The organism is Streptomyces goshikiensis (genome assembly GCF_014650555.1).
GTDB classification, from domain to species: Bacteria; Actinomycetota; Actinomycetes; order Streptomycetales; family Streptomycetaceae; genus Streptomyces; species Streptomyces goshikiensis.
This window is the reverse complement of the sequence record NZ_BMVE01000011.1, coordinates 177,112-195,224: the sequence shown is the minus strand read 5'-3', so window position 1 is coordinate 195,224 and position 18,113 is coordinate 177,112. Positions and strand designations below refer to the sequence as shown.

At 73.4% G+C, this 18,113-nt stretch carries 18 protein-coding genes; 7 read left to right on the top strand and 11 right to left on the bottom strand.

Features of this window, described 5'->3' with window-relative positions; all coding sequences use genetic code 11:
- Positions 1-14: 14 nt before the first annotated feature.
- Both IE248_RS27510 and IE248_RS27505 read right to left on the bottom strand, forming a co-directional pair.
- On the bottom strand, positions 15-1,394 hold the full coding sequence (locus IE248_RS27510) for an NAD(P)/FAD-dependent oxidoreductase (protein ID WP_037797825.1): 1,380 nt from the start codon (positions 1,392-1,394) through the stop codon (positions 15-17).
- 89 nt (positions 1,395-1,483) lie between these two features.
- Complete coding sequence (locus IE248_RS27505) at positions 1,484-2,476, bottom strand: zinc-binding dehydrogenase (protein WP_190032043.1); 993 nt, start codon at positions 2,474-2,476, stop codon at positions 1,484-1,486.
- Positions 2,477-2,578: 102 nt separating this feature from the next.
- Between IE248_RS27505 and IE248_RS27500 the strand changes: the two genes are divergently transcribed.
- Entirely contained in the window at positions 2,579-3,253 is a 675-nt protein-coding gene (locus IE248_RS27500; RefSeq protein WP_123082528.1) for a pentapeptide repeat-containing protein, read from the top strand.
- Between the two features lie 29 nt (positions 3,254-3,282).
- Here the strand turns inward: IE248_RS27500 and IE248_RS27495 are convergent, their stop codons facing one another.
- The 3 genes from IE248_RS27495 to IE248_RS27485 all read right to left on the bottom strand — a co-directional run bounded on the left by IE248_RS27495 (position 3,283) and on the right by IE248_RS27485 (position 5,851).
- The gene (locus tag IE248_RS27495) at positions 3,283-3,786 is read right to left on the bottom strand and encodes a hypothetical protein (protein ID WP_190032019.1); all 504 of its coding nucleotides are present in this window, start codon (positions 3,784-3,786) and stop codon (positions 3,283-3,285) included.
- Positions 3,787-4,064: 278 nt separating this feature from the next.
- Positions 4,065-4,685 (bottom strand): response regulator, encoded by a 621-nt coding sequence (locus IE248_RS27490; protein WP_037797821.1) that lies wholly within the window; start codon positions 4,683-4,685, stop codon positions 4,065-4,067.
- A complete protein-coding gene (locus tag IE248_RS27485; protein ID WP_209521201.1) occupies positions 4,682-5,851 on the bottom strand; it encodes a sensor histidine kinase in 1,170 nt (389 codons plus the stop codon). The genes IE248_RS27490 and IE248_RS27485 overlap by 4 nt, the downstream gene beginning before the upstream one ends.
- Before the next feature lie 245 nt (positions 5,852-6,096).
- Here IE248_RS27485 and IE248_RS27480 point away from each other — a divergent pair, with 245 nt between their 5' ends.
- Together IE248_RS27480 and IE248_RS27475 are read left to right on the top strand one after the other, a co-directional pair.
- Positions 6,097-6,654 (top strand): GlcG/HbpS family heme-binding protein, encoded by a 558-nt coding sequence (locus tag IE248_RS27480; RefSeq protein WP_008743627.1) that lies wholly within the window; start codon positions 6,097-6,099, stop codon positions 6,652-6,654.
- Positions 6,655-6,734: 80 nt separating this feature from the next.
- Positions 6,735-8,165, top strand: a complete 1,431-nt coding sequence (locus IE248_RS27475; RefSeq protein WP_073799637.1) for a M1 family metallopeptidase — start codon at positions 6,735-6,737, stop codon at positions 8,163-8,165.
- A 30-nt stretch (positions 8,166-8,195) separates the two neighbouring features.
- On the opposite strand, the gene IE248_RS27470 is transcribed toward IE248_RS27475, so the two are convergent.
- Both IE248_RS27470 and IE248_RS27465 read right to left on the bottom strand, forming a co-directional pair.
- Complete coding sequence (locus IE248_RS27470) at positions 8,196-8,480, bottom strand: GNAT family N-acetyltransferase (protein WP_308438188.1); 285 nt, start codon at positions 8,478-8,480, stop codon at positions 8,196-8,198.
- Between the two features lie 119 nt (positions 8,481-8,599).
- On the bottom strand, positions 8,600-9,175 hold the full coding sequence (locus IE248_RS27465; RefSeq protein ID WP_008743624.1) for a TerD family protein: 576 nt from the start codon (positions 9,173-9,175) through the stop codon (positions 8,600-8,602).
- Positions 9,176-9,322: 147 nt separating this feature from the next.
- On the opposite strand from IE248_RS27465, the gene arfB reads away from it, so the two are divergent.
- Positions 9,323-9,748 (top strand): alternative ribosome rescue aminoacyl-tRNA hydrolase ArfB, encoded by a 426-nt coding sequence (arfB, locus tag IE248_RS27460; protein ID WP_008743623.1) that lies wholly within the window; start codon positions 9,323-9,325, stop codon positions 9,746-9,748.
- Positions 9,749-9,779: 31 nt separating this feature from the next.
- Here arfB and IE248_RS27455 read toward each other — a convergent pair whose 3' ends face one another.
- Complete coding sequence (locus IE248_RS27455; protein ID WP_008743622.1) at positions 9,780-10,379, bottom strand: flavin reductase family protein; 600 nt, start codon at positions 10,377-10,379, stop codon at positions 9,780-9,782.
- Between the two features lie 265 nt (positions 10,380-10,644).
- Between IE248_RS27455 and cdgB the strand changes: the two genes are divergently transcribed.
- Positions 10,645-12,372, top strand: a complete 1,728-nt coding sequence (gene cdgB, locus IE248_RS27450) for a diguanylate cyclase CdgB (protein WP_190032018.1) — start codon at positions 10,645-10,647, stop codon at positions 12,370-12,372.
- A gap of 68 nt (positions 12,373-12,440) precedes the next feature.
- On the top strand, positions 12,441-13,460 hold the full coding sequence (locus tag IE248_RS27445) for a CBM35 domain-containing protein (protein ID WP_008743620.1): 1,020 nt from the start codon (positions 12,441-12,443) through the stop codon (positions 13,458-13,460).
- 22 nt (positions 13,461-13,482) lie between these two features.
- On the opposite strand, the gene IE248_RS27440 is transcribed toward IE248_RS27445, so the two are convergent.
- The 3 genes from IE248_RS27440 to IE248_RS27430 form a co-directional block, all read right to left on the bottom strand.
- On the bottom strand, positions 13,483-14,412 hold the full coding sequence (locus tag IE248_RS27440) for a 1-phosphofructokinase family hexose kinase (protein ID WP_190032017.1): 930 nt from the start codon (positions 14,410-14,412) through the stop codon (positions 13,483-13,485).
- Positions 14,413-14,505: 93 nt separating this feature from the next.
- Entirely contained in the window at positions 14,506-15,657 is a 1,152-nt protein-coding gene (gene nagA / locus IE248_RS27435; protein WP_037797817.1) for an N-acetylglucosamine-6-phosphate deacetylase, read from the bottom strand.
- Positions 15,657-16,589: an ROK family protein gene (locus IE248_RS27430; protein ID WP_073775289.1), complete on the bottom strand. Its 933-nt coding sequence runs from the start codon at positions 16,587-16,589 to the stop codon at positions 15,657-15,659. The genes nagA and IE248_RS27430 overlap by 1 nt, the downstream gene beginning before the upstream one ends.
- 237 nt (positions 16,590-16,826) lie before the next feature.
- On the opposite strand from IE248_RS27430, the gene IE248_RS27425 reads away from it, so the two are divergent.
- Positions 16,827-18,071, top strand: coding sequence for an extracellular solute-binding protein (locus IE248_RS27425; protein WP_100582925.1), 1,245 nt, complete (start codon positions 16,827-16,829; stop codon positions 18,069-18,071).
- The last annotated feature ends 42 nt before the right edge of the window (positions 18,072-18,113 follow it).

Here is an 18,113-nt window from a genome sequence, read left to right as displayed (position 1 = left end):
TGTCCGGCGGGGGGTCAGTGGCGGCCCGAGATGCGGTCGGCCAGGCGGGCCAGGGGGGTTGTGGTCGGGGTGTGGGTGGCCGTTTCGTGGCGGTCCGCCTCGCGGTAGGCGGCGTAGAGGGCCTGGACGCCGAGCCAGCGGAAGGGCTCCGGCTCCCAGCGGCGGACGCGGTGGTTGACCCACGGGAGGGTGGTCAGGTCCGTCCGCTCGCCCAGGACCAGATCGCGCAGGGTGCGGGCCGCGAGGTTCGAGGTGGCGACGCCGGAGCCGACGTAGCCGCCGGCCCAGCCGAGGCCCGTGGCGGCGTCGAGGGTGACGGTGGCGCACCAGTCGCGGGGCACGCCGAGGACGCCCGACCAGGCGTGGGTGATCTCCGTACCGGCGAGGACCGGGAAGAAGGAGGTCAGCAGCGCCGTGAGGGAGGCGATGGTGCGTTCCTGGGTGGTGCCGTCGTTGTCGGTGCGCGAGCCGTAGCGGTACGGGACGCCGCGGCCGCCGATCGCGATGCGGTCGTCGGCGGTGCGCTGGGCGTACATGTAGGCGTGGGCCATGTCGCCGAGGGTGGCGGCGTCGGACCAGTTGAGGGCCTCCCAGGTGGACTCCGGGATCGGGGCCGTCACGATCATCGAGGAGTTCATCGGGAGCCAGGCGCGCTTGTGCCCCTTGAGGGCCGCGGTGAAGCCCTCCGTACAGCGCAGGACGTACGGGGCGCGGACCGTGCCGTACGGGGTGATCGCGCGGCGGGGGGCGATCTCGGTGACGGGGGTGTTCTCGTGGAGGACCACGCCCAGGCGTTCGCAGGCGGCGGCGAGGCCCTTGACGAGCTTGAGGGGGTGGATGCGGGCGCCGTGCGGGGTCCAGGAGGAGCCGACGGCGTCGGCGACGCCGATGCGCCGGTGGGTCTCGGTGGCGTCGAAGAGCTCGCGGTCGCTCTCGCCGAAGCCGAGCTCGGCGGCGTGGAAGGCCTTGAGGCGGCTGAGCTGGGCGGGGGTGCGGGCGACTTCGAGGACGCCGCCGCGGTGGATGTCGGCGTCGATGCCCTCCTTGGCGGCGGTGTCGATGACCTCGGTGACGGTGTCGTTCATGGCGCGCTGGAGGCGGAGCGCGGCCTGGTGGCCGTGGAGGGCGGCGTAGCGGTCGCGGCCGGCGATGCCGTTGTAGAGCCAGCCGCCGTTGCGGCCGGAGGCGCCGTAGCCGCAGAACTTCTGCTCCAGGACGGTGACGCGGAGGTCGGGGGCGGCGGTCTTCAGGTAGTAGGCGGTCCACAGGCCGGTGTAGCCGCCGCCGACGATGACGACGTCGGCGGTGGTGTCGCCGGTGAGGGGCGGGCGGGGTGGCCGGGTGGCGGTGGGGTCGGTCGCGTACCAGAAGGAGATGCCGCCGTTGATCGTCATGGGGGATTTGGTACACGGGGTTCCGCGGGGGTGTCCATGTGCGCGGTGCCGGGTTTCGGGGCGGGATCGCAGGCCTTCTGGTGGATGCGTCAGGGTTCCAGGACGACCTTGCCGATGGTGCCGCGGGTTTCCAGGGCGTGGTGGGCGGCGGCGGCTTCGGACAGGGGGTAGCGCTGGAGGGCCGGGCGCAGGCGGCCGGCGGCGGCTTCGGCGAGGGCGCGGGTTTCCAGGAGGCGCAGGGGGTCGTCGCCGCCGGCGCGCCGGAGCATGACCGGGCCGAGGACGCTCTGGGTGGTGATGCCGCGGGCGGTGAGACCGGCGCGTTCGGCGTCGGTGAGGGTGAGCGGACCGTCGGACCAGCCGAAGACGAGGTGGCGGGCGCCGGGCGCGAGGAGGCCGAGGGCGGCGCGGGCGGTGGAGCCGCCGACGGAGTCGAAGAGGACGGTGGCGCCGTCGGGGTGGTGGGCGCGGACGGTGTCGGGCCAGCCGGGCTCGGTGTAGTCGACGGCGAGGTCGGCGCGGTTGGCGGCGGCGCGGGCGGTTTTGGCGGGGCCGCCGGCGAGGGCGATGACGGTGGCCCCGGCGTTCTTGGCGTACTGGACGAGCAGGGTGCCGATGCCGCCGGCGGCGGCGGGGACGAGGGCCGTGGAGGCGGGGCCGAGGTCGGCGAACTGGAGGATCCCGAGGGCGGTGCGGCCGGTGCCGATCATGGCGACGGCCTCGGCGGGATCGAGGCCGGGCGGGATGGGGTGCAGGCGCTGGGCGTCGGCGACGGCGTACTCGGCGTAGCCGCCGGGGGCGAAGCCGAGGTGGACGACGACGGGGCGGCCGAGCCAGGCGGGGTCGGTGCCGGGGCCGAGGGCGTCGACGGTGCCGGCGACCTCGCGGCCGGGGATCGTGGGGAGTTCGGGGAGCGGGGCGGGCGGGCCCTGGACGCCTTGGCGGAGGGCGGTGTCGAGGAGGTGGACCCCGGCGGCGGCGACGGCGATGCGGACCTGGCCGGGGGCGGGGACGGGGCGGGGGGTGCGCTCGTAGGAGAGGTTCTCGGCGGGGCCGAAGGCGTGGAGGCGGACGGCGTTCATGGCGGGAGCGGTCATGGGGTCAGGGTGTGACCTCAAGCGGACTTGAGGTCAAGGCGTGGCCGGGTTGGCCGTGTTGTCAGTGGAGTGGGTCACGATGGGGAGATGGTGCGAAAAGGACAGGCGCAGACGGTGAAGGCGGCGCGGCGGGCGGAGGTGCGGCTGCCGGAGCTGGTCGCGTGGGAGGGCGGCGAGCTGGAGCCGGACGGGGATTACGACGGGCTGGAGTTCGCCGACCTGGACCTGGCCGGGCAGGACGGGGCGGGGGCCCGGTTCATGGACTGCGCGGTACGGCGCTGCGCGCTGGACGAGGCGGGGCTGGCGAAGGCGCGGTTCCTGGACGCGGTGCTGGAGGGGGTCCGGGGGGTGGGGACGGACCTGTCCGGGGCCTCGTTCCGGGACGTGGAGCTGGTGGAGGCCCGGCTCGGCGGGGTGCAGCTGCACGGGGCGGCGCTGGAGCGGGTGGTGGTGCGCGGGGGGAAGATCGACTACCTGAACCTGCGGACGGCGCGGCTCAAGGACGTGGTCTTCGAGGAGTGCGTGCTGGTGGAGCCGGACTTCGGGGGTGCGGTGCTGGAGCGGGTGGAGTTCCGCGGCTGCGCGCTGCGGGGGGCGGACTTCACGGGGGTGCGGATGGCCGACGTGGACCTGCGGGGCGCCGTGGAGCTGGACATCGCGCGGGGTGTGGACGCGCTGGCCGGAGCGGTGATCAGCCCGGGGCAGCTGTTCGACCTGGCGCCGGCGTTGGCGGCGCAGATGGGGGTGCGGGTGGTGGGGTAGGGCGGTCGTGGCGCGGCGCCGTTGCGCCGCTACGCCGGGACGCGGGGGAAGCGGGCCTGGAGGGTCCAGATGACGGGGTTGTCGGCGAGGCCGTCGTGCATGTCGACGAGGTCGGCGATGACGTCGTGCAGGAAGTCGCGGGCCTCGCGGCGCAGGAGGCGGTGGCTGAAGGTCAGCGGGTCCTCCTCGGGCGGCATCCAGTCGGCCTCGATGTCGACCCAGCCGAAGCGGCGCTCGAAGAGCATGCGGTCGGTGGACTCGGTGAAGTCGAGCTCCGCGTACTGGCGGTTGGAGGAGCGGCTGCCCCGGGGGTCCTGGTCGAGCTGCTCGACGATGTCGCAGAGCGCCCAGGCGAAGTCGAGTACGGGGACCCATCCCCAGGCTGTGGACACTTCCCGGTCCGCGTTGGTGTCCGCGAGGTAGACGTCCCCGCAGAACAGGTCGTGGCGCAGGGAGTGGACGTCCGCCGAGCGGTAGTCGGTCTGCGGGGGGTCGGGGAAGCGCCGGGAGAGGGAGTAGCCGATGTCGAGCACGCCTTGATGGTGTCACGCCGGTCCGCTGCGCGGTGCCGGCGCCCTCCCCGGGGCCTCAGCCGCCGGCGGGCTGCACCTTCGGGGCTCCGCCCCGGCCCCCGGGCCCCGTCGGGGGAGGCCCCTGCCGGGGCCCGGGGCTCCGCCCCGGAACCCCGCGCCTCAAACGCCGGCGGGGCTGGATGGGGCGGGCGTCGGTGGGGACGTGCCCGGCCCCCGAGCGGCGGCCGCCCCGGCGGGGCTGGGTGGGGTGGGCGTCGGTGGGGCGGGGGTTGGTGGGGTCAGGGGAGGAGGCGTTGTTCTTTGGCTACGGAGACCGCGCCGGCGCGGGTGTCCACGCCGAGCTTGTCGTAGATGCGGCCCAGGTGGGTTTTGACCGTCGCCTCGCTGATGAAGAGGGCGCGGGCGATGTCGCGGTTGCCGAGGCCGCGGGCCAGTTGGCCGAGGATGTCGAGCTCGCGGTCGGTGAGGGTGGGGCGGCTGCCGCGCATGTGGGCCATGACACGGCTGGCGACGGGTGGGGAGAGGGTGGTGCGGCCGGCGGCGGCCGAGTGGATCGCCGCGAAGAGCTCCTCGGGGCGTTCCGCCTTGAGGAGGTATCCGGTCGCGCCCGCGCCGATGGCCCGGGTGATGTCCGCGTCGGTGTCGTAGGTGGTCAGGACCAGGACGTGCGGCGGGGCGGGGAGGGCCGTGATGCGGCGGGTGGCTTCGACGCCGTCGATGCCCTCGCCCAGCTGGAGGTCCATCAGGACGACGTCGGGGCGGAGCTTCGCGGCCAGCGCCACGGCCTCCTCGCCGCTGCCGGCCTCGCCGAGGACCTCGATGTCCGGTTCGCTGCCCAGCAGGGCCAGCAGGCCGGCGCGGACGACCACGTGGTCGTCGCAGAGCAGGATCGTCGTCATCCGGTGGGCTCCAGGGGGATCGAGGCGGAGAGGACGGTGCCCTCGCCCGGGGTGGATTCGATCGTCAGGGTGCCGCCGAGCTGGCTGACGCGGGCGCGCATCGCGGGGAGGCCGTGGCCGCGGTCGTCGGCGGAGCCGCGGGCGTCTTCGGTGAAGCCGTGGCCGTCGTCCGCGACGTCCAGGACGACCTGGTCGCCGAGGAAGCTCAGGGTGAGCGCGGCGGTGCGGGCGCCGGAGTGCTCGCGGACGTTGGCCAGCGCGCCCTGCGCTATCCGCAGCAGCGTGGACTGGACGCGGTCCGGCAGCGGGGCGGGCGTGCCTTCGAGGTGGAAGCGGACCTCGGTGTGCGGGCCGGCGTCGAGGGTGCGCAGCGCGTCCGCGAGGCCCGCGCCGCCCGCCAGCTCCGGCGGCGCCAGGTCGTGGACGAGGCGGCGCGCCTCCGCGAGGCCCCGCGCGGCGATGTCGTTGGCGGTGCGGACGTGCGCGCGGGCGGTGGCGGGGTCGCTGTCCCAGGTGCGGTCGGCGGCCTGGAGCAGCATCTGCTGGCTGGACAGGTGCTGGGCCAGGGTGTCGTGGATCTCCATGGACAGCCGCTGGCGTTCGGCGAGGGTGCCTTCGCGCCGTTCGGTGGCGGCGAGTTCGCGGCGGGTCCGGATCAGGTCGTCGATGAGGTCGCGCTGGGCCTGCGCTTGGCGCTCCATGTGGACGAGGACGGCGGTCGCGAGGGCCGCGACCGCCGGCGGGGCCAGCAGCAGGTTCGGGTCGAAGGCGGTGGCGAGTTGGAGCTGGGCGGTGACGACGAAGACGGTGAGGAGGGCGACGAGGACGATCGCGGCCCGCGGCGGCAGGGTGCGCAGCGCGGTGTAGAAGAGCGGTACGGCGCACCAGGCGAAGCTGGGGGCGAGGACGACGAGGACCACCCAGGTCGCGACCACCAGCCCGAGCCAGAGCAGCCGCCGCAGGGTCGGCGCGGCGCCGAGGGCGGGGCCGAGGACGTACAGCAGGGCCAGCGTGACGCTGAGGGCGATGATCCACGGGGTGCGGGGCTCGCCGGGGTGGCGCAGCAGGAAGCGGGCCAGGGACGCGCCGAGGAGCAGGAAGAACGCGGTGTGCGCGACGGCGGCCAGCGCGCGGGTGTCGGACTTCGCGGCGGGCACTGCTGGCACGGCGGGCTCCCGGGGTGGTGGTGCTTGCGCCTCCCATCCTGCCTGGACGGGGGCGACGGCGCTGACCAGCCAATCCTTACGGGCACCCGGTCCGCATCGACCGATCGGCTGACCCCGGGGTCAACCGGTGCGGTGGCCGTCGCGAGCCGGTACGCGGACGGGCGCGGGCGGGTCCCGGCCACAGGCTTGGAGCAGCAAGCAAGAGCAGTACCCCCGGCACCGCGCCGACGTTCTCAGGAGCAGACATGCAGACCCGCACCCGCGTTCTCACCGGTACCGCCCTCGCCCTCGCGCTCGGCGCCGGGACCTTCGGCGCCGTCAGCGCCAGCGCCAGCGCGAGCACCGCGCCCACCGCGCGGGCCGAGTCCGCGCCCGCCGCCCCGGCGAAGGACAAGAACTTCACCACCTCGACCCACCTCACCATCGACGCCGCCTCCCGCGCCGCCCAGGCCGCGCTGGACGCCGCCGAGAAGGAGGGCCAGAAGGTGACCGTCGCGGTGGTGGACCGGAACGGCAACACGCTCGTCACCCTGCGCGGCGACGGCGCGGGCCCGCAGTCCTACGAGTCGGCGGAGCGCAAGGCCTTCACCGCCGTGTCCTGGAACGCCCCGACCTCGGTGCTCGCGGGCCGCCTCGCCCAGGCCCCGAACCTGAAGGACATCCCCGGCACCCTCTTCCTCGCCGGCGGCGCCCCGGTGCAGGCCTCCGGCGCCCCGGTCGCGGGCATCGGCGTGGCCGGCGCCCCGAGCGGTGACCTGGACGAGAAGTTCGCGAAGGCCGGCGTCGACTCCCTCGCCAAGTAGCCCGCGGCCGGTGGCCGAGCGAGGCCGGATCGCGCTGCCGTCACCGGTCCTCGATACCCGCCCCGCATAGGATCGAGGGCGTGGAACACCGCGCTCTGACCCGCCTCGCCGCCTCTGCCGCCGCCGCCCTGATCGCCCTCACCACGGGGTGTACGGGGGCCACCGTGCAGGGGCGGCCGGGTGCGTCGGGGCTTCGGGACCCGTACTTCCCGAAGGCCGGGAACGGCGGCTACCAGGTCGAGCACTACGACCTGGACCTCGACTACGACCCCGCCGACGGGCAGCTGGACGGGACGGCCGTCATCACCGCCCGCGCCACGCAGGGGCTCAGCTCCTTCAACCTGGACCTCAGCGGGCTCCGCGTGGAGGGCGTCACCGTCGAGGGGGCCGGGGCCCGGTTCAACCGGTCCGGCAACGAGCTGACGGTGCGCCCGGCCGAGGACCTGAAGAAGGGCGAGGTCTTCCGTACGGAGGTCGACTACTCCGGCAAGCCGAAGGCGGTCACCGACCCGGACGGCTCCCAGGAGGGCTGGATCCGCACGGACGAGGGGGCGGCGGGGGCGGCCGGGGCCGTCGGGGTCGGTGAGCCGGTCGGTTCGATGGCCTGGTTCCCCGGCAACCACCACCCGAGCGACAAGGCCACGTACGACATCAAGCTGACCGTCCCCAAGGGCTACGAGGCCGTCTCCAACGGCGAGTTGACCTCCCGCACCGACACCGGTGACGGGCAGACGGAGTTCGCGTGGCACAGCGCCGAACCGATGGCGAGCTACCTGGCGACCGCCGCGATCGGGAAGTTCAAGGTGACGACGGGCAAGACGCCCTCCGGGGTCGCCGTCTACAACGCGGTGTCGCCCGGGGAGGAGGCGCGCAGCGCGCCCCGGCTGGCGCGGCTGCCGGAGATCGTGGAGTGGGGCGGCGGGCGGTTCGGCCCGTACCCGTTCTCCACGACCGGCGCGATCGTGGTGCCGGCCGAGACCCTGGCGTACGCGCTGGAGACGCAGACCAGGCCCGTCTTCTCCGGTGCGCCCTCCGAGGACGCGCTGGTGGTGCACGAGCTCGCCCACCAGTGGTACGGCAACGCGGTGTCGCCGAAGTCGTGGAAGGACATGTGGCTCAACGAGGGCTTCGCCACGTACGCGGAGTGGCTGTGGAGCGAGGACCACGGCGGGCCGACGGCGCAGCAGCACTTCGACGCGCTCCTCGCCGGTGACACGGCGGTGGACAGCGAGGCCGGATCGGACTGGTCGGCCTTCCCGCCGGCCGCGCCGCCCGGGCCCGAGCAGCTCTCCGAGAGCCCGGTCTACCTCCGGGGCGCGATGGTCCTCCAGCGGATCCGCCAGGAGGTGGGCGACGAGAAGTTCTTCGCCCTGCTGCGCGGCTGGGTCGCCGACCACAAGTACGGGAACGCGAGCACGGCCGACTTCACCGCCTACGCGGAGAAGAAGACGGGGCACGACCTGAAGAAGGTCTGGGACGTCTGGCTGTACGGGGAGGCTCGGCCCCGCTAGCGGGTCGTCCGGCCGGTTTCCCGGCCGGTTTCAGAGCGCCTTGCGCAGGACGGTGCAGGGCCGCTTGAGCTCGCGGTCCTCGCCGTGGCGCAGCGCGGTGTACCCCTGGGCCCGCCAGAAGGCGAGGGCCCGCGGGTTGTTGTCGAGCACGGCGATGCGTACGCCGTCGCGTCCGGCGGCGCGGAAGCGCTCCTCGACGAGGGCGGCGACGGCCGCGCCGAGGCCCTGGCGGTGCGCGGTCGCGTCGATGAGCAGCAGGCCGATCCACGGGCCCGGGAGGGCGCCGTCCGCGGGGACGAGCGGCTGCAGGATCACCCGCGAACGGTAGCGAAGCCCCCCTCCCGGTGGGGGAGGGGGCTTCCGCCGCCCGCCCCCGCGCAGAAGCGCCGGCGCCCCCCCCTCCCGGTGGGGGAGGGGGCTTCACCACCGGCGGATCAGACGTTGACGCCGAAGTCCTGCGCGATGCCCGTCAGGCCCGAGGCGTAGCCCTGGCCGACCGCGCGGAACTTCCACTCCGCGCCGTTGCGGTAGAGCTCGCCGAAGACCATGGCGGTCTCGGTCGCGGCGTCCTCGGAGAGGTCGTAGCGGGCGATCTCGCCGCCGCCGGCCTGGTTCACGACGCGGATGTACGCGTTGCGGACCTGGCCGAAGTTCTGGCTGCGGGACTCGGCGTCGTAGATCGACACCGGGAAGACGATCTTGTCCACGTCGGCGGGCAGGCCGGCGAGGTTGACCTTGATGGCCTCGTCGTCGCCGGCGCCCTCGCCGGTGCGGTTGTCACCGGTGTGGACGATGGTGCCGTCCGGCGTGCTCTTGTTGTTGAAGAACACGAAGTGGCCGTCGGAGACGACCTTGCCGGTCGCGTTGACCGCGATGGCGGAGGCGTCCAGGTCGAAGTCGACGCCGGTGGTCGTGCGGGTGTCCCAGCCGAGGCCGACCGTGACGGCGCTGAGGCCGGGGGCCTCCTTGGAAAGCGAGACGTTGCCGCCCTTGGACAGGCTTACTGCCATTTTGACTGGTGTCCCTTCCTCGTCACATGACCGCGAGATGTGGTCAAGTTACCGCTGTCCTTCATAACGCGGGGAGGGGGTCGCCGGGTTCCGGCGCTCCGGAAATGCGCGTGACGGGGGGCCGGGCGGGGGCCGATCATAGGGGGTATGCCTGGTCCCTATGTCATCCGCGGTTCCGTCGTGCTCCCCGAGGGGGAGCTCGCCTGGCGGTTCTCGCGTTCCTCCGGGCCGGGTGGGCAGCACGTGAACACCTCGGACTCGCGGGTGGAGCTGCTGTTCGACGTCGCCGCGACGAAGGCGCTGCCCGAGGTGTGGAAGGAGCGGGCGCTGGAGCGGCTGGCCTCCCGCCTGGTGGACGGGGTGCTGACGGTCCGGGCGTCCGAGCACCGCTCGCAGTTCCGGAACCGGGAGATGGCCGCCGTCCGCCTGGCGGCGCTGCTGGCGGAGGCCACCGCACCGCCGCCGAAGGCCCGCAGGGCCACGAAGATCCCGCGCGGGATCAATGAGCGCCGGCTCCGGGAGAAGAAGGCCCGGGGCGAGACCAAGCGGGGCCGCACCGGCCGGGACTGGTAGCCGGGGCCGGCAGGCGGGGGCTCCCGCCGCGCTACGCCAGGTGCCGGTAGCGGCCCCGGAAGTACGTCAGCGGGGGCGCGTCCGGGTTCGGGAGGGTGGAGGTCAGGACCCGGGCGACGACGAGGGTGTGGTCGCCGGCCCGGACGCGGGACTCAGTACGGCATTCCAGGGTGGCCAGGGCGTCCGTGAGCAGCAGGGCACCGGAGACCTCGCCCCGGACGTGCGGGAGGTCCTGGAAGAGCAGGCGGTCGCTGATCCGGTTCTTCATCGAGAAGCGGCCCGCGATCTGGACCTGGCTGTCCGCCAGGACGGAGACCGCCCACAGCGGCTGTTCCTCCAGCAGGTCGTCCATCCGCGAGCCCTCGCGCAGGCTCACCAGGACCAGCGGCGGGTCCAGGGAGACCGACAGGAACGCGGTCGCCGTCATGCCGACGTCCTCGCCGCGCGGGCCGTCCCCCGTCAGCGGGGGCTCGTGCGCGGTGATCAGGCATACGCCCGCCGCCAGCCGGGACATCGCCGCCCGGAACTCGTCGTTGCTCACCCCCTCAGGATGGGGGGTCGGTACTGGGTTCGGTACAAGGGTCGTGTTCGGCACCCTCGGAACGCTAGTCTCGCCCCTCGCGCCGCACATCGGGCCCTGGTACGAGCCGTGTCCCCGCCGCTCGGCCTAGGCCCGGGCGTAGCGTTTGCTCCCGAGAAGGAGGGGGAGCGCTCCCAGTGGCTACTGCCCAGGTACGCACCTTTATTCATCTCATGTGACTTGAGTCACAGACGGCAAGATTTGTTGACCCTGTGTACCTGCCGCACAGCTCACTGTGATTCAGTGGGCGGGACACCGCAACGAAACGCCGATGACAATCCTGGAGTTGCTGTCGAGGTCTCGGGGAGAGCGAACAATGGAGACCGAGTCGGAGCCGTACGTCCGTCTTGCGACCCTGCGGCAGCTGCACCGGGTGGTGGCCGAACTCAACACGGCCAGGAGCCTGGCGGACACTCTGCAGACCGTCGTGGACGGCATCGTCGTGGGGCTCGGCTACGAACTCGCCTGCGTCAATCTCGTCCGCCCCGACGGTGATCTCGTCGTCGCCGCCTTCGCCGGCGACCCCGCCGCGGAAGCCCTCATCACCGGACGCGTCGGCTCCCGCGCCTCCTGGGACCGCCGTCTGACGATGGGTGAGAACTGGGACGGCCTCCGCTTCATCCCGCACAGCGAGGGCTGGGTGCTGCTGGAGGACGACGTCCCGCAGTGGCACACCGACGGCCCCGACCCCCGGTTCGAGGACGAGTGGCACCCCGAGGACCGGCTCTACGCGCCCATGTACGCGACCGGCGGGGAACTTCTGGGTGTCATTTCGGTGGACAGACCCCGCAACGGCCGCCGCCCCGGCGCCTGGGGCCGCGAGGCGCTCCAGATGTACGCCTTCCAAGCGGCGATTGCGATCAGCAACGCACGCCTGCGCGCGAACATGCAGCGGGCCCTGGTCCGGCTGGAGCGCGAGCAGCAGGCGCTGCGCGCGAGCGAGGAGTCCTTCCGGCAGGCGTTCGAGTACGCGCCCAGCGGGATGGCCATCGCCGAGATGGGCGGCGACCAGCACGGGCGGCTGCTGCGCACCAACGACGCGCTGTGCCGGCTGCTGGGCCGCCCCGCGTCGGTGCTGCGCCGGTACTCGTTCTCCGACCTCGTCCACCCCGAGGACATCGGCACCCTGCTGCGGACCTCCGCCGAGGGCGGCCGCGCCGAGCTGCGCCTCGGGCGGCGCGACGGCACGTACGTCTGGGTCTCGCTGCGCAACTCCGTGGTCGCGGACGCCGCCGACGGGCCGCGTTTCCTGCTCACGCACGTCGAGGACATCGAGGAGCGCAAGCGGCACGAGCTGCAGCTCGCGCACCGGGCCAGCCACGACTCGCTGACCGGCCTGCCCAACAGCGCCGAGCTGCGCTCGCGGCTCGGCGCCCGGCTGTGCCGGCGGCCGCAGTCCGCGCGGGCGACGGCGATCGAGGCGCTCGACGCCGCCTACGAGGGGCGCGGCCCGGTGCCCGAGACGGTCGGCGCCGGCGAGCACGGGTTCCGGCCGGACGGCCCCCACACGTTCGCAGGGCCGGACCCTTTCGACTTCCCCGGGGGGCCCGCCGGTCTCGGCCCGCCGGGGGGCGGTCCGGGCGAGGCGGGCCCGTACGACCACCACGTGCACGCGGTGGCGCCCGCGACGGACGTCGACGACGGGACGAAGGGGCTCGCGGTGCTCTTCTGCGACCTCGACGGCTTCAAGTCGATCAACGACCGGTTCGGGCACCACACCGGTGACGCGGTCCTGATCGAGGTGGCCCGGCGGCTGACGACGGGCGTCAGGGACGGTGACACCGTCGCCCGGCTGGGTGGTGACGAATTCGTCGTTCTCGCGGACGGGCTGGGTGCGGCGGACGCCGCCGATCTCGCGGTCCGGCTGCGCAACGCGATCATCCCGCCGATCCGGGTGGACGGCCGTCCGGTGCGGGTGGGAGCCAGTTTCGGCATCGGCTGGGCGAGCTGCGGGATGTCCGCGGACGAGGTGCTGCGCTCCGCCGACCAGCGCATGTACATCGAGAAGAGGTCGCGCTCCAAGGCCCACCGCAGGGCGGGCTGAGGCGATCGATCGCCCGTGGGTGCACCTGTTCGGGGTAGGCTCCCGGGGGTCGAAAGGAGTGACCTGCGATGACGACGCCCGCGAACAACGGCCCGCACGGTGGGGCGAACAAGCCCGAGGACGACGACCCGTTCGGCTACCTCTACGCGGACGGCCAGGCCGCCGGTGCCACCCCGCCCACGTCAGGCGGATACGGCTACCCCGGCCAGACGGTCGGTGGGCAGCCCGGCGCGCAGCCCGGTGTCCCCCGTACCTCGTACAACCAGGTGCGCACGGTCGGTGAGCGGACGTACGGCGGCGGGCGCGGCCAGGTGCCGCAGCAGCCGCCGGCCTACCAGGCCCAGTACCAGGCCCCCGAAGCCCTCCAGGCGGGCGGCTACGGCGTTCCGCCGCAGCAGCCGGCCCCGCAAGTGACACAGGCCATACAGTCCCCCGGCGGTCGCGGTGGCGGTGGCGGCGGCTCCAGCCGTCGCGGCCTGCTGATCGCGGCGGTCGCGGTGGTCGCCGCCGTCGCCATCGGCATCGGCGCCGCCCTGGCCTTCGGCGACAAGGACGGCGAGAAGGCCAAGGCCGGCAAGGACCAGACGGGCGGGCAGCAGCAGTCCGCCTCCCCGAAGAAGTCCGACGGTCCGAAGGCGAGCGGTTCCCCGGAGCCCGCGCAGAGCGCACTGCCGAAGGCCGACTTCGCCGGTTCGGGCATGAGCCTGACGGGCGGCGCGTCCCTGCAGAACACGGTGCCGGGCGCGAAGAGCGCGGGCGGCCAGTACGTGGGCGGCCTGAACCAGCTCGGCGCGGCCGCGACGTGGACGCTGGACGTTCCCGAGGCGGGTTCGTACAAGCTGAAGATGACCTACGGGGTGCCGGGCAAGGACGCCAGCACCACGCTGACCATCAACGGCGAGGTGCAGACCCGGCCGATCAACATGCGGAACTTCTCGAACGCCAAGCCCGGCGAGTGGGACAAGGGCTGGACCAACACCTGGTCGAGCGTGCAGCTCAAGAAGGGCACGAACACGGTCCGGATCTCGTGCGAGAACGGCAACCAGTGCGACGTCAACCTCGACCAGCTGTGGCTCGAAGCGGGCTGATGCCCGCCAAGTCGGCCGGGGGCTACGCCTCCTGACCGGCCAGCACCTTCACCGACCCCCGTATCTCCTCGTAGGTGCGGGGGTCGAACTCTCCCGCGCCCGGGGCGTGCACCGTGGCCGCCGAGAGGGCGACCGCGCGGGCCAGGCGGCCCGGCCAGTCCAGACCCTCCGCCAGGGCCGAGAGCAGCCCCGCGACGGCGGAGTCGCCGGCTCCGGTGGGGTTGCCGGTCAGGGCGCGGGGCGGGGCCGCCCGCCAGGTGCCCTGCGGGGTGGCGGCGAGCAGGCCGTCCGCGCCGAGGGAGGCGATCACCGCCTGGGCGCCCCGGCGGCGGGCGTCGCGGGTGGCGGGCAGCGGGTCGCGCGACCCGGTCAGCTCCGCGAGCTCGGCGGCGTTCGGCTTGATCATCTCGGGGCGGGCGGCGATGCCGCGGCGCAGCGCCTCGCCGCTGGTGTCGAGCAGCACCGGGACGCCGGCCGCGCGGGCCGTGCGTACGAGGGCCGCGTACGCGCCGACGGGGACGCCCGGCGGGAGGCTGCCGCACAGGGCCACGGCCCGGGCGCCGGCGGCGAGCGCCTCGTAGCGGTCGAGGAACGCGGCCCATTCCGCGGAACTGATCAGCGGGCCGGGCTCGTTGAACTGGGTGGTGTCACCCGAGGTGCCGTCGGTCACGGCCACCGTGCGCCGGGTGCTGCCCGCGCAGGGGACCAGGGCGTCCAGCACGCCGGGTGATCCGGCGGCGAGCAACTCCCGTACGAGCGCACCCGCCGGGCCGCCCGCGAAGCCGGTCGCGGTGACCTCGTGGCCGAGGGCGGCCAGTACGCGGGCCACGTTCAGGCCCTTGCCGCCGGGGCGTTCGGCCGCCTCGGTGACCCGGTGCGAGGTGTGCGGGCGCAGTCGCGGTACGCGGTAGGTGACGTCGAGCGCGGTGTTGAGCGTCACGGTCAGGATCATGGCAGGCCTCGGTCTCGGTGTGTGCCGGGATCATGCCAAACAGACGGCGGTCCGCCCAGTCCCGCAGGCCGGCCGCCGTCCTCACCGGCCCGCTCAGGCCTGCGGGCTGACGACCCATTCGCCGCGCCGCATGACGCCCTTGAGCCCGAATCCGGCGTCGAGGACGACGAGGTCCGCGTACTTGCCGGGTTCCAGGGAGCCGACCTGGTCGTACAGGCCGAGCAGCCGGGCGGGGTTCGCGGAGATCGCCTGGACCACCGATTCGACGGGCAGCTTGTCGACGGTGACCGACCGCTTGAACGCGGTGTCCAGGGTCAGCGTGGAGCCGGCGATCGAGCCGCCCTCGACGAGGCGGGCGACCCCGTCCTTGACCTCGACCTCCAGCGGGCCGAGGTGGTAGGTCCCGTCGCCGAAGCCGGCCGCGTCCATGGCGTCGGTGATCAGCGCGACCCGGTGCGCGCCCGCGTGGTGGAAGGCCAGCTCCAGCATCGCCGGGTGCAGGTGCGTACCGTCGTTGATCAGCTCGACGGTGACCCGCTCGTCCTCCAGCAGCGCGGCGATCGGGCCGGGCGCGCGGTGTTCCAGGCCCGGCATGGCGTTGTAGAGGTGGGTGGCGACGGTCGCGCCCGCGTCGATGGCCTGGCGGGTCTGGTCGTAGGTGGAGTCCGTGTGCCCGATCGCCGCGATGACCCCGTGCTCGGCGAGCAGGCGTACGGAGTCCAGGCCGCCGGGGAGTTCGGTGGCCAGGGTGAACATCTTGGCGGTGCCGTGCGCGGCGTCGACGAGCTTGCGCACCTCGGCCGGGTCGGGGTCGCGCAGCAGGTCCGCCTTGTGGGCGCCCTTGCGGCAGGCGTTGATGAAGGGGCCCTCGAAGTGGACGCCGGCGATCTCGCCCTGCTGGGTGAGCTCGGCGAGCAGTCCGGCGCGGCGGGCCAGCTCGGCCAGGTCGTCGGTGACGGTGGAGGCGACGAGGGTGGTCGTGCCGTGCTCGCGGTGGGTCCGTACGCCCCGCAGGACGTCCTCGGCGGTGCCGGAGGTGAAGGAGGCGCCGCCGCCGCCGTGGTTGTGCATGTCGACGAAGCCGGGGACGATCCAGTGCCCGGTCAGGTCGACGGTGCGGGCCCCCTCGTGGGCGCTGCCGGCGATGCGCTCGCCCTCGACGATGACGCGGCCGTTCGCCACGGTTCCGGTGGGCAGCACCACCCTGGCGCCGGAGAGAACGGTGCTGTGTGCGCTTCCGGACATCAGGCAGGTACCTCCGTGGCGAGTAGGTCCCAGGCGAGCAGCCCTGCGCCCAGGCATCCGGCGGTGTCCCCGAGGGCCGCCGGAACGATCTCGGGCAGCCGCTGGAACGTGACGCGTTCCCCGACGGCGGCCCGAAGCGGTGTGAACAAGGTTTCCCCGGCCTCGGCGAGCCCGCCACCGATGATCAGCGTGCGGGGGTCCAGCAGGGTGATGGCGGTGACCAGGCCGTCGGCGAGGGCGCCGATCGCCGTGTGCCACACCGCGCGGGCCCGGTCGTCGCCGGACTCGACGGCCTCGGCGCAGTCGGCCGCGTCGGCCCCGGGGTCGCCGCAGGCGGCGGCCCAGGCGCGGCTGACGGCGGCGGCTGAGGCCAGGGTCTCCAGGCAGCCGTGCTGGCCGCAGCCGCAGGCGGGGCCGCCGGGGCGCACCACGATGTGCCCGATCTCGCCCGCGTAGCCGTGCGCCCCGGCCTCGATGCGGCCGGCGATGCCGATGGCGCCGGCGATGCCGGTGCCGAGGGGGACGAACAGGAACCGGTCGGCGCCGCGGCCGGCGCCGATGCGGCCCTCGGCGAGTCCTCCCGTGCGGACGTCGTGGCCGAGGGAGACCGGGATGCCGCCGAGGCGGGTGCTGAGCCGCTCGCGCAGCGGGACGTCGCGCCAGCCCAGGTTCGCCGCGTAGACGGCGATGCCGCGGTCGGCGTCGACGATGCCGGGGACGGCGACGCCGGCGGCCGAGGCGGCCGTGCCGAAGCGCTCGCGGCCGAGCTCCAGGAGCTCGGCGGCGAAGTCCAGGATCGTCTCCACGACGGCCTCGGGGCCGCGCTCGCGGTCCGTGGCGCGGCGCGCCTGGTGCAGCAGGGTGCCGTCCCCGGCGATGAGGGCGGCCTTCATCCCGGTGCCGCCCACATCGAGGGCGATGACGTGCGCGATGACGTGTTTCACGGGTTTCACGGAAGACAGTCTGGCGTGCTCGGCGGGGAAAGGTCTAGTCCATTGGGGGGTGATTGTTGAGGCGCCATACAAAATCGGAGCCCGATGTGGCCGAGCCGCCAAAGTGGTGTAGACCTTACGTTGATCGTACGTACAACAGGGAGTGGAACGAGAACTGTGAAGGGCCGTTACCTGAGGCCGGCCGCGACCGGCGTCGCGCTGAGCCTGACCGCCGTGATGCTGACGGGCTGCGGAAGCCTGCCGGGCCTCTCCGGGGACAACGAGGTGACCCTGCGGGTCGTGGCGGCCGACTACGGGGACAATCCGCAGAACACCTCGAAGGGCTACTGGAAGGACCTCGCCGCCGGCTTCGAGGAGGAGCACCCCGGCGTCAAGGTCGAGGTGAGCGTCTACTCCTGGTCGGAGGTCGACGCCAAGGTCGCCGCCATGGTCAAGGCCGGCAAGGCCCCCGACATCGCGCAGATCGGCGCCTACGCCGACTACGCGGAGGCCGACAAGCTGTACACGGCCGAGGAACTGCTCTCCGTACAGACCGAGGCCGACTTCCTCGCGCCGCTCGCCGACGCGGGCAAGGTCAAGGGGGACCAGTACGGCATGCCGTTCGTGGCCAGCACCCGGCTGCTCTTCTACAACGAGAAGCTGCTGACGGACGCGGGCGTGCTCGGCAAGGACGCCAAGGGCGGCTGGCAGCCCAAGAGCTGGGCCGAGCTGGAGGCCGCGGCCAAGAAGCTCAAGGCCGCGAACGTCCAGACCCCCTTCGCGCTGCCGCTGGGCCGCGAGGAGGCGCAGGCCGAGACGATGATGTGGCTGCTGTCCGGCGGTGGCGGCTACACCGACAACGAGGAGTCGTACGCCATCGACTCCGCCGAGAACGTCAAGACCTTCGAGTACCTGCGCGACAAGCTGGTCGGACAGGGTCTGACCGGGCCGACGGAGCCGGGCAAGCTCAACCGGCAGGACGCCTTCGACGCGTTCACGCGCGGCGAGGTGGGCATGCTCAACGGGCACCCCACGCTGATGAAGCAGGCCGCGGCGAAGGGCGTGAAGTTCGGCATGGTCGCCATGCCGACCGCCGACGGCACCGAGCACCCGACGATGGGCGTCGCCGACTGGGTGATGGCGTTCAAGAACGGGCACCGCAAGGAGTCCGGGAAGTTCCTCGACTACCTCTACGAGTCGAAGAACGTGACCGCCTTCACGAACAAGTACGACCTGCTGCCGGTCACCACGAGCGGCTTCCGGGCAGTGGAAGGCAGCGCGGGCGGCTCCTCGGCCCAGCTGAGGACCTTCCTGACGGCCCTGCCGAACTCGCGGCTGTACCCGGCCGGCAAGAAGTCCTGGGCCGGTGTCAGCGAGGACGTGAAGACGAAGATCGGCAAGGCCGTGCAGCCGGGCGGACAGCCGGAGAAGGTCCTGGAGGACATCGCGGCGTCGGCGCGGGCGCAGGACGGGGGCCGCTGAGGCGCCCGCGCCGCCTGTCGGTGGGCGGCGTTAACCTGGCCG